The organism is Stutzerimonas stutzeri KOS6 (assembly GCF_000307775.2).
Lineage (GTDB): Bacteria > Pseudomonadota > Gammaproteobacteria > Pseudomonadales > Pseudomonadaceae > Stutzerimonas > Stutzerimonas stutzeri_B.
Map to the genome: position 1 here is coordinate 2,240,031 of NZ_KK020676.1, position 12,089 is coordinate 2,252,119.

The following is a 12,089-nucleotide window of genomic DNA, read 5'->3' on the forward strand; positions in this document are numbered from 1 at the left end:
CCCTAGAGGCTGCCCTCTGGTATTTACACGGGAATAATTGAGCAGGTCGACAATGAGCGCCTGCATGCGTGATGCGGCAGATACCATGCGACGAAGGTAGTCACGCCCCTCCTCGTCAAGCTGATCGACGCGAGTTTGTAGCCGCTCGGAAAAAGCCTGAATCTTGCGCAGCGGTTCTTGCAGATCATGAGACGCAACAAAGGCAAATTCCTGAAGTTCTCGGTTGCTACGCTCCAGTTCGCGTAGTGATCTTTCCAGATCCTGCTCCGTACGTTTACGCGCAGAAATGTTTCGAAAATATACAGCAAGACCTTCTTCGAACGGATAGGCATGAATTTCGAACCAGCTAGCCAGGGGAGCATAGTAAGTATCGAAATGAGCGGCTTGCCCATGCTGTACGGCCTGCAAATAGCGCCGCCCGATATCGCTTTCCCGCAAGTCCGGGTATACCGACCAGAGCGTCTGTCCGATCAGCTCATCCTTGCTCGCGCCCAGCAGCGTCGCCGCTTCGCGGTTTATGTAGTTGAAACGCCATTGCTGATCATAAGTGATGAACGCATCGGTAATACTCTCCAGCGTCGAACCTAACCGCTGTGCCAATCTCAGTAACTCGCGCTGAGCCTGCTTGCGTTCGCTGATATCCTGCAACGCGCCGCAGATTCGCTCGATATCACCACCCTCGCCGCGCACGGCCTGTCCGGTTAGGCGCACATCGAGCAAGGCCTTCTGGGCGTCGAGGACCTGTAGATCAAGATCGAAAGGCTCGCCTCGTGACCTGCAGGCCTCCAGGGCCTGCACGATCTTTGCGCGATGCTCATACGGATACAGCGCCAGACTTTCCTCGAGGTCAGGTGTCGCATCGCTCGCGAACCCTAGCAGAGCGAACATTTCCGGCGACCAGACGAGTTCATGACCCGGCAGCTCGAGGCTCCAGCCACCCAGCTTGGCAGTCTGTCCCGCCAAGCTGAGGATCAGATTGCTCTGGGCGAGCTGGTGCTGAATAGCTCGCGACTCGGTGATGTCACGCGCCACGCAGTAAATCACCTGATCGGCTCCCAACGCAGCACTGATTTGCAACCAATGCAATTGGTCCTCGCCATCCCAGACTCGGATGATGAGGTTGTGAATCCGCTCTCCTTGTTGCAGCAGGGTAACCGCTTGCTCGACGATCTCCCGGTCAGCCTCATCGATAAGCGCCATATAAGGACTGCCGATCAGGTCGACGGAGCTATAGCGCAATGTCTCGGCAAAGCTTGGATTGACCTGGATAAAGCGGCCACCCAGGCTGACCATGCAGAACATTTCCAGCGACAAGTTAAAAAATTGATCACGTTCACGCATTGCCTGATCGGCACGTAATAGCGCGCTCACATCATGCAGCGCAAGTACCCATCCACCTGAATCGGTCTCGCCAACCAGCGGTCGTGCCTCATAGCGCAGAACCCGCTCGCCGATACGTAGCTCACCTTGCTCCTTACCCTGTTGTGCCGCACTGAAATCCGCTAACCGTAGCGGCAGATAATGCTCGATGGGTTGGCCAATGGCTTCCGAACCGTCAGCTGCAAGCCAGCGCTGTGCTGCCGGATTCATGAAGCTCAGCCTGCCCTCGCCGCTTATGGCCAGCAACCCTTCGGCCATGCATTGAGTAATAGTTGAAGTGAAAGCCAGTTGCGTTTTGAGACCTTGCTCAGCGGCCAGTACTTCATTCAGCAGGCGACCGTTCTCTACGATCGACACCACCATTTGCGCGAACTGCTGGGCTATTGCCAGGTCGTCAGGCAGAAAATCATCCTGGTACTTGTTCGATAGCTGCATCAGTCCGAGATTGCTGCCGTCCTTCGCGATCAACGGTACGGCAAGCAAGCCGTGTGCGGCCTGAGGATCAGCGTGCTTGCCAGAATGGCATTGTGGGCTTTGCCGGGTAAGCAACATGGGTTCATTCGTGTCGCAGATGACGCCGCAGATGTCCTGGGCCGTCGCCGCCTCGTCGAGGTTCTGCGAGTGGGCATACTCGTCGGAGACGGAAACGCTCGTTAAGCCCTGGCACCACTGTGTTCCGTCGGTCAGGCTGATCAGGGCCTGATGCGCGCCGATGGTCAGGCGAACCTGCTCTGCCAGATAATCGATGAGCTGCTGATGATCATGAAGCTGAGCTGTGGCAATTGCTGCGTGGCCCAGTCGACGCAGTTGCTCGGCCTGCCGCTCGCTGCGAAGCAAGGCCTGCTTCAACTCGGCTGTCATCCGCTCGCGCTGGGTGACATCCTTGGCGATACCGAAGACTCCGACAATGTCGCTATCGACCATAATCGGCAAGTTGCAGACGTCCAGATGCAACAGCTGACCGGCACCATCAAGCAAGCGCACTTCATACCGCTGTGGAACGCCTTGGCAGGCGGCGGAGAAATACTCCCTGACACGTGGCAAATCTTCTTCGTAGATCCACTTGCCGAAGTGGTGCCCAAGGATCTTCTCCTCCGGCAAACCAATGAGCCCGACGCCAACACTGTTCAGGTCTTGAAATGCTCCCTCCAGATCGAAGGAGAAAACCGCGTCGGGATTGAAGGTGAACAGCGAGCGAAAGCGCTGCTCGCTTTCACGCAATCGGCGCCGATCGCGGGATCGGGCCACAGCGACGGCCGCAAGCCGCGAAGCGGTCGCTAGCTGGTCGGTCTGTTCGTCGGACGGGGCAAGCGGCATCTTGAAGTAAACGACAAGTACACCGAACGCCTGGCCGTGGAGCGAAATCAGCGGAAACGACCAGCAGGCACGCAGACCAAAGGGCCGTGCCAGATGGCGCCGATCACTCCAGAGCGCATCGCATTCGAGGTCTTCCACCACTATGGGGGTCCGCTCATGGAGCGCGGCGGCACAGCTATCGCTATCAGGGTTTACCGCCGGACCATCGATGGCCGCTCTGAAGGCGTCCGGCAAGCTGGGAGCTGCCGCCGTATACAGGCGATCTCCGTTGCCATCGAGCAATAGAACCGAGCACAGCGCACCTGTCATTTGCGCCTCGACCATACGGCAGACGGCTCCAAGAATTTCGGTCTTGGGGCGATCCATTGAGATCATCCCCAGAATTTCCCGCTGGTTATCGGCAAAGGCCTCGTTTTGCACCACCGTGGTTATGTCGTGCGCCACAGCGAACAGGGTCTGCTCGGCCTCGGACCAGTCCGCCGACCAGAGGATATGCAGGATGCGGCCATCCTTGTGGCGATAGCGATTGCGAAATCCGTAGGTGGCGCGACCATCTTTCAGCGCTAGCGCTTCCAGAACTGTCGACTCGCGGTCTTCTTCAAGGACCAGATCCAGGTACGGCTTGCCGATGAGCTCATCCGGTCTGTAACCGAACAGTTTGAAGCACGAGGGACTTACCTCGCGAAAGCGCCCTTCATTGTCGAAGGAGCAGAGCACATCCATCGTGAACTGCATGATGCGCTGGTTGAGTGCCTGAGCACTGGCCCGAGCTGCCAGGCTGGTCTTCAGCCTGTAGTTAGTGCCATGCAGCTGCCTTGCAGTGTCTGCAGCCGCCCCTGCAAGTTGCTGACTCAACATCAGCAGAAAACTGAGGGCCAGACCAAACCCCATAATCAGAACAGCAAGATGAGGTGACGCCGACAAGTCCGCCACGTCGATGATGAAGGACTCCACACGCCAATGCTGGTCATGATGAAGGCGGATGTCACGCGCGCCGAGCGGAAACCTGACATGGTTCATCCCAGGTAAATCCGGCGAGTAGATCAGGGTGTCACCTTGGTAAATGCTAACCCCTAGGCCCTCGACACCTTCGCCTACCACCTCGCGGATCGTATCCCGGACATTCAGGCTGGCGACCAGATAACGGGGCGGCTGGCCATCAATCCGCAAGCGGGATGCGACAAGAAGCTCCTGATCCGCCGAATCCAGACTGACGGCCTGACTCAGGTGCGGTTGCGCATCCTGCTGCGTATGTTCGAGCCAACCCCGAAACTCGGGTTTGGCCAGAACAGTCTGCAGCCACTCGACATCCGTCGGGCCAAGACTCTCCAGAAGCACCGGCTGCATCCTTTCGTCGAGCACTGCGATCAGGTGCAGGTTCGATACATCACGCAGGTAACTGCCAGCCTCCTGGCTCCAAAATCCCTCGGAGGGCATGGCTCCCACGCTTTCCCAGCGCTCGGCCATTCGGCCGAGCAAGGCCAATTGATCCCGCAGGGTACGCTCAGTGGCGCGCTGCACGTCGGACAACAATAATTCGCTTTGCCGAGTCACCGTCTCGAAGAGGTGCTGGCTGAGCAGATACCAGGCAATACAGGTCAGCAGGGTGCCCGAAATGCCAGCCAGCATCGTTAGCGGCGCTGTCTTGACGGCCTTGGCAGCGGGCGCCACGCTGAGCAGCAAGACCGCAAGGCCAAGCAAAAGAATGAACAGGCGTGCGACAGGAAACGAGGAAACTGCGACGCCGTAGCTGAATCCCAGACGGCCTTGCGTATCTGCGAAGAGAGGAGCCAGCAAAGCGGCAAAGATAAGGACAGCGCCGCCGAACCGGGCAAGCCAACGAGCCGTTGTCGGCCCCAGGCACAGCAGGAGCGCAATACCTGCTGCAAGAAAGCCCAGCAATAGCGGGATATGGGCTCTAAGGACAAGCTCTTCCGGCAAGATCCGCGCTATCTCGGCATGCTCACTCAGAAGCTCGTAGCCCGGATAGAGCGTCACGCCCATCAACAGCACCAACAGCGCCAACAGCAGGTAGCGTCGGCCATAGAGCACGCCGAGCAGCAGTCCGCCAGTCAGAGCCGATGCCACTGCCACTTCCGGTAGCAAAACCATGTCGTACAAGCCGGGCTTCCGGGTTGCCGCATAGCCGCAAAGACTCACCAGCCCCACGCACAGCAGCGCAAAGGCCAGTACGTGCAGATAGACCTGAGCCACATAATAGCGCGCGTTCATTGCAACACCGGCAAATCCTGTGGCCCGAGAAGCCGCAGGACTTCGTCGATGGTAGTCAGCCCTAGACGTACCTTTTCCCGAGCATCGTCGAGCAAGGTGGTCATCCCCTGTTCTTTCGCGATGCCTTCCAGCGACATGACGCTCTCACCCCGGGCGATGGCGTCACGCAGCCCGCTGCTCATGATCAGCACCTCATGCAGGCCCACCCGCCCCCGATAGCCATGACTGCACTGATTGCAGCCCCTGCCCTTGTAAAATGTCAGATCGGAAGCAAGAAACTCCAAACCCAGGCTGCGTCTGGCTGCCTCTGAGGGTTCATCTGGCTCGCGGCAATAAGGGCAGATACGTCGTACCAGTCGTTGCGCAATGATCGCCTCCAGGGCAGAGGCCACAACGAAGGGTTTTAGGCCGAGATCGAGTAGCCGGGCGATGGTCGCGGCGGCGGAATTGGTGTGTAGCGTGGAAAACACGACATGCCCCGTCAGCGCCGCATGAAAGGCTACATCGGCAGTTTCTTCGTCGCGAATCTCACCCAGCAGAATGACATCCGGGTCCTGACGCAGTATCGCTCTGAGCACACTTGCGAAATTCAGGCCTATGCGTTCACGTACCGGCACCTGCCCTGCAATATCCACATGAAACTCAACCGGATCCTCAATGGTGACGTAGTTCTTTTGCGGGGACGCCTCATGTTGCAGCAAGGCAAAGAGGGTCGTGGTCTTGCCACTTCCGGTGGGCCCGGTGGCCAAGATAATGCCTTGCGGCTTGCTTACCACATGCAGCAGGCGGTGCAAATTGTGCGGCGACAAGCCCAGATCACCGAGCGACTGCGCTGCCGACTGACGCTCTAGCACACGCATCACGACCTTTTCCCCGTTGATTGTCGGCAGCGTCGAGATACGCAAATCGACAATTCGCATGGGGGTCTTGACCGTTATCCGCCCGTCCTGAGGGCGGCGACGCTCGGTAATGTCGAGCTCGGCCATGACCTTGATCCGCGATACCAGTGACATCAGCAGCGCGCTGGGAATCTGTATCTTGTCTTCCAGAATCCCGTCTATGCGATAGCGGACAGCTACATACTTCGTCCTTGGATGGATATGGATGTCACTGGCTCCAAGGCGCAACGCTTCGAGAATGACAGCATTGACCAGCCGAACCGCCGGCGGGTCCTCTGAGCTGCCAAGCAACTGCTCCAGCGTTTCACCATCGCCATCATCGTCGAGAATGATTTCGATCCCTTCATACGGATCGCTGTTCCCAACTACGGTGGTGATATCCTCCAGCGTTTGCTGATCGCCGAACAGTTCCGCGAACTTCGCCTGGAGTTGTTGCAGATCACACAGCAGAGGATGAATGGTCAACCCGGACATGAAGCCCAACTCGTCGATCAGGCCCTGATCAAGCGGGTTGGCCATGGCCAGGCGAAGTCGCTTTCCGACAATACGCAGCGGCAGGATCAATTGCCGGACGCAAATGTTATGTGGCACCAATGCCAGCAGATCGGCGTCCATCTGGAACTCGCGCAGATCGACCTCTTCGAACATCAGATCCTGACGCAGCAAGTCGTAGATAACCTGCCTGTCGACCCACTCATGCTGCATCAGCTGCGGCAATACGGGTGTTTTATGCTGCTGCATCTCCTTATGCAGTAGCTGGATCTGCTGCGCATTGAGGATGCCTTTCTTGTGCAGCAGAATGGCTAGCTGACTGCGGTTGGTGACGCTAAGTTTGGCCAGCGTTTCGAGATCGCGGTGCTGCTTCTGGTTTTGCCGTTCCAGAGCGCGGTTGCGTTGCTGGAGTGCATATTGCTCCAGCGCCAACGCAATGGTCAGGCGCAGATCGTCGTCATTCCATGGCTTGAGAATAAAGCGATAGACAGCGCCGTCCCGAATGGAGCCCATCACCGCTTCCGTATGCCCATGAGCTGTCAGCATGATTCGAATCGTATGTGGCCAGTCTTCCCGTACCTTTGCCAGGAGCTCGCTGCCGTTCATGCCCGGCATCATGAAATCGCTGATTACCAGCTGAATGTCGTGCTTGGCCAGAATCTTCAGCGCCTCCCCCCCATTGCGGGCGTAGTGCATCTGGTAATTCTCGCGCTGAAACACACGACGCAACGCGGCGAGCACCCCCGGTTCGTCATCCACCAGCAGAATTTCGTATGGACTCTGCAGCGGCTCTGTCGTTTCGCTGGCCGGCTCTGCGCCAACGAACAACGATGCATAACGCTTGGCCAAGCTAGCTCCTTAGTGACAAAGAAAACGCATTGTCACTCGAGTACCGACTCCCGGTTCGCTGCGGACCTCGATGGTCCCGCGATGCGCAGTCAGAATGTCACGTGCGACCGTCAGCCCCAGTCCCGTACCGGAACCAACGGGCCGCGTAGTGAAAAACGGGTCAAACAAGCGCTCCAGGTGCTCTGGCGCAATGCCGCACCCGTTGTCCTCGACGATGACTTCGCAACTCCCCTCACTTGCCTGTCGGCTGGTTACACGAACACTGCCGGTAAGGGGCTGCACTGCACGGGCGGCGTTATCAAGTACGTTGTATAGCGCTTGCGAGATTTTTGCCGGGTAACCGGCCAGTTTCGGCAGGCTGCCCAAGCACTGAGTGACCCGCAAACTGTGGTTGGACTCGGCCTCCAGAAGGTGGCACGCCGTGGCGATGAGGTGATTCAGATCGCACGGCACGAAATCCTGCTGATCGATGTTCGAAAATGTCTTGAGGTCGGCAACGATACTGGCGATACGCTGCGCACCACCGATCGACTCCTGGAGCAGCGCCCGGAAGTCCTCCAGCACAGCCATGACAGGCGAGCCCGGCGCAAGCTCGGCATTCAATTCGTCGAGATACTCCCCCGCCACCCGAAGATTGCTGGTGATGTAACCAATCGGATTGTTGATTTCATGGGCCACGCCAGCCGCCAACTGCCCAATCGCGCGCATCCGGGCACTTTCATAGAGCTGTTGCTGAGCACTTTCGATCACCTTCACCTGCTCATCGACTCGCTGCTGCAACTGCTCGGACAGCTGCCTGTAACGCTCTTCCGACTCCTGCAGAGCGGCATGCTGGCGCTGCAGTTCGGTGAAGCTGGCCTCGGTGGTATCGTGATGAAGACTCGCCGCCATCCGATATTTGGCGATGTAATGGAACACGAACTCCATTAGCCGCGCAGCAGGCTCCTGTCGTGCGGGTTCCGATTCGCAACGCAGCCAGGCAATGGTTTCAAGATTGAATTCAAGTGGCTGCGCCTGAGGTTCCGGGTGTTCGAGCAAGCTGAACTCGACGCCGGATACTTCGGCCATCAGACCAAGCAGCAACGCCTGACGCCCATCATCGAGCAAATCACGCAGGCTTGGATCTTCATCGAAGCTACGCACCTGGGACCTCCTGCATACAACTCAGTTGGCGGACGAAGGCATCGAGCCGCAGTCCTTCATGCATGGAAAGCTGAAATTCCGGGTCCAGGTTCCGATACAGCCGCTCCAACAACAAGCGGAAGCTTTCGATCACCCCTGTTCCGTTTAACGCCGAAGCCATTACCAGCGGTGCCCAAGGGGTTTCTGCCCAGCGCGTTTGTAATTCATCCTCATCAACCGCACCCGGCACGTCGCGCTTGTTGAACTGCACGACCAGGGGCAGGCGCTCGATGTCCATGCCCAGTTTTTGAAGGTTACTCGCCAGGTTCTCGAATGCATTGGCGTTATTGTCCTGCTGGGCAGGCTGCGAGTCGGCTACGAAAATCACGCCGTCGGCGCGCGACAGCACCGCTTTTCGGGTGCTGTCATGCTGGACCTGCCCTGGAACGGTATAAATCTTCAACCGCAGATCGAGCCCTGTCTCGCTTCGCAAACCAATGGGGAGCACATCGAAAAACAGAGTCCGGTCGTCCCGCGTCTCGAGCACCATGAGTTCGCCCTTACGCTGTGGCTGCAGCAAGGTGTGCAACTGCATCAGGTTGGTTGTCTTGCCGCTCAGGGCAGGTCCGTAGTAGACGACCTTCAACAGCAACTTACGCTCGTGCGCTCGATACTCAGCCATGGGGATCCTCTTCCATTTCGTCTGTGCCAAGCAACAATGCACCGTCTGCGTCACGCCGGACGTAAGTGATGCCGGGCTGCTCCGCCTCCAGGCGCAGCAGTTCCTGACGCTGCCGCTCCAGCGCATTCCGCTGTCGACGCAAATGATCGAGCAATCGCGAGTTCTCACGTCGGGTGTTGTAGAGCTCGATGGCGCCCCGTAAGGCTGCCTCTATCTCGTAGTCTTCCCAAGGCTTAGCAAGGAATCGGTAGATTTCCGCACTGTTGATAGCCTGCATCATCACCTCGCGATCGCCATATCCACTCAAGACCATCCGTAACGCCTCTGGCTGGCGCTGTTTGGCAAATCGCAGGTAGGTAATGCCATCAAGAACGGGCATCCTGTAGTCGGAAACGATAACCGCATACTCATGTTCGGTTAGCGCCTGCAGGGCCTCCTGAGGATCGGTAAACAGGTGCAAATCCCAACCCTGGGGACGCAGCAACCGCTGCAAGGCAGAGAGGACTTGCAGCTCATCGTCCACTATCTGGATCTTGGTCATGGTTTTCGCCCACCCAAGTCAGGTGGCCTCCTCTGGCATACGCACCAACAGGGTATAGCGCGCCGATTCCGAAGCCTCGAAGGCCGTCAGTTTTTCGATCAGGGAGGCAGTCAGGACCTTGCCTTCGTTAAGCAACAACATACCGTTATCGGCGTATAGGTTGCGAGCCAGAACCATTCCAGCCAGGAGTTTGCGTGTATCAACGCACATGGTTCTGGGGTCGTTCAGCGCAAGATCGGGTGCCTGCGAGGTGCACAGCTCGACGAACCTCTCGCTGACTTGTGGATCGTAGAGCCGGCCAGCATGTTTCTGAATGAGGCTTAGGGCATCATCGCGACTGAGCCTGCGGTCGAGCACAAGCCCCCTTTGCAGCTCGATGAAATCCACAGCCAGACGAAGAATTCTCGATCCGAGCGGGATTTGCTCGCCCTCCAGTCGGTCTGGATAGCCCTGGCCATCCCAACGTTCCTGGTGATTGCGAATCAGCCGACCCGCATCTTGCAGCGGCTCGAGCGCCATCAGCAGGCTCTCGCCGACTTCGGGATACCTGCGAAAACGTGCCCGATCCTCCTTGTAGAGCAGATCTGCCGGCCGCGACAAGAGGTGGTCATCCCAAGTCAGCTTGCCGATGTTGTACAGGGCAGCCGCCATGGATAGATCGTTTGCGGCGATAGCATCCAGTCCATGGTTCTCGGCATACGCCTTGACCAGTGCGATGACCTCGGTATTGGTCTGACGCCCCTTGCTAAGGCGCTGAGCGATCAGGTTGGAGAAGACTTCGGTGGCCGTGGTGTAGCTCTTGCGCAATTCGCCATAGGCCAGGTCGAGCATTTCGGCCGTCTGCTGTAACTCGGCAGTTCGTGCCCTCACGCGCTGTTCAAGCGAGGCGTTGAGTTCCTGCAATTCGCAATTCTGTTCGCGAGTGAGCTTTTCCAGCCGCTCACGCTCTCGTTCCGAGTGCTGGTAAGCCAGTGCCTGCCGGATGATTAGCCGAAGTTCGTCGTCATCCCAAGGCTTGCTGACATAACGATAGATCTGCCCCTCGTTGATCGCCTTGATGGTCGTGGATACATCCGCATAACCAGTCAGCAGGATACGCAGGCATTGCGGCCAGCGCTGTTGAACGTGCGCGAGGAGCGTGGCACCGTCCATCCCCGGCATCCGCGCATCGGAGACCACCAGATCCACCGACGTGCTTGTCAGAACCTCCAGTGCACTCTCACCGCTATTGGCCACAAGCAACCTGTATGGCTCAGCGCGAAGCACGCGGCGAAGACTGTTGAGGATGTTCTCCTCGTCATCCACCAGTAGCAGGGTAATCGAAGTCGCGTGTTCCGACTGCGAGGTCATCAGCGGGCCTCCTTATCCTCGGCGGGCTGCTTGATCGGCAGATAGACGCGAAAGCGCGTACCCTCGCCCAAGGTACTTTCTACATCAATGTGGCCGCCGTGCTTCTGCACAATATTGTAAGAGAGCGCCAAACCCAGCCCGGTACCCTTGCCTACCGGCTTGGTCGTGAAGAACGGCTCGAAAATACGATTGAGCAATTTTGGCTCAATGCCTTTACCGGTATCCTCTACCTCAATCCAGACCTGGTCCTGGGAGCAACCCGTCCTCAGTACAATCCGGCCGTACCCCTCAATGGCATGAGCAGCATTTATCAACAGATTCAATACAACCTGATTGATCTGTGATGAAATGCACTCTACTTCCGGGATATCACCATACTCCTTGACGACCTCAGCCTTATACTTGAGCTCGTTGTTTACGACATTTAACGTGGTATCCAAGCCCCGATGGATATCCGAGACACGAAACGCCTCCTCTTCGATATGAGAAAAGTCCTTCAGCGCACTTATGATGCGCTTGACGCGATCGAGGCCATCCTCGGACTCATGGATCAGCGCTTCGATGTCTCCGCGGATGTAGTCATATTCCAGGCTTTGCCTGATACCACGAAGCTCCTCAAGGCCGCCCGCGCCATCAATTGAATCAATGATGCGCAGCAAATCGCGCACATAGCCGCTTAACGTATTGAGATTGGAAAACACGAAGCCAATCGGGTTGTTGATTTCGTGTGCCACGCCGGCGGCCAACTGACCTATCGCTGCAAGCTTCTCCGATTGCAGCAACTGACTGTTGGCGGTTTCCAGCTTGCGCAACAGCACATCCTGCTCCTGCTGCTTGCGACGGAGCGCCTTGAGCGCTGACTCCAGATGGGCACTCGACTTGGCTACCGCAGCCGTGTCATACATGACCAACGAAAAGAATCGCTGCCCATCGTTCATTTCGAAGGGAAAGAAAAGCGTGCTTTGCAGTTGCTGGCTCGCATCATCGGGCTCTTGCGCGGACAACCTCAACAGGGGGGCCTGGTCGAGCCAATGGTTATAAACGTGACGTCCCCTTTTTCTGGCAAGGTCCACGATCCTGGTGAACATTGCCCGGTCCGTATAGGGGAAGACCTCGAGGAAAAGTCTATCGGATGCATCAGCAGGATCTATCCCGCTTCGCTGAGTGACGAACTGATTCCAGCAGCAGATACGCAAATCGTCGTCGAGCACAATTATGCCTAAGG

At 57.5% G+C, this 12,089-nt stretch carries 7 protein-coding genes; all 7 read right to left on the bottom strand.

What is annotated here, in order from left to right; all coding sequences use genetic code 11:
- Positions 1 to 4,929, bottom strand: a 4,929-nt coding sequence (locus B597_RS38295; protein WP_031323568.1) for a PAS domain S-box protein, incomplete at its 3' end; no start/stop codon positions are given.
- Entirely contained in the window at positions 4,926 to 7,169 is a 2,244-nt protein-coding gene (locus B597_RS38300) for an ATPase, T2SS/T4P/T4SS family (protein ID WP_003296631.1), read from the bottom strand. The genes B597_RS38300 and B597_RS38295, both read right to left, overlap by 4 nt.
- Positions 7,170 to 7,178: 9 nt before the next feature.
- Positions 7,179 to 8,312: a sensor histidine kinase gene (locus B597_RS38305; protein ID WP_003296632.1), complete on the bottom strand. Its 1,134-nt coding sequence runs from the start codon at positions 8,310 to 8,312 to the stop codon at positions 7,179 to 7,181.
- Positions 8,305 to 8,973 carry a GTP-binding protein gene (locus tag B597_RS38310; protein WP_003296633.1) on the bottom strand — a complete coding sequence of 223 codons (669 nt, stop codon included), beginning with the start codon at positions 8,971 to 8,973 and terminating at the stop codon, positions 8,305 to 8,307. Before B597_RS38310 ends, B597_RS38305 begins: the two co-directional genes overlap by 8 nt.
- Positions 8,966 to 9,514: a response regulator gene (locus tag B597_RS38315; RefSeq protein WP_003296635.1), complete on the bottom strand. Its 549-nt coding sequence runs from the start codon at positions 9,512 to 9,514 to the stop codon at positions 8,966 to 8,968. The genes B597_RS38310 and B597_RS38315 overlap by 8 nt, the downstream gene beginning before the upstream one ends.
- Before the next feature lie 18 nt (positions 9,515 to 9,532).
- Positions 9,533 to 10,864, bottom strand: a complete 1,332-nt coding sequence (locus tag B597_RS38320; RefSeq protein WP_003296636.1) for a response regulator c-di-GMP phosphodiesterase, NosR family — start codon at positions 10,862 to 10,864, stop codon at positions 9,533 to 9,535.
- Positions 10,864 to 12,089, bottom strand: a 1,226-nt coding sequence (locus B597_RS38325; protein WP_024162217.1) for an ATP-binding protein, incomplete at its 5' end; no start/stop codon positions are given. The genes B597_RS38320 and B597_RS38325, both read right to left, overlap by 1 nt.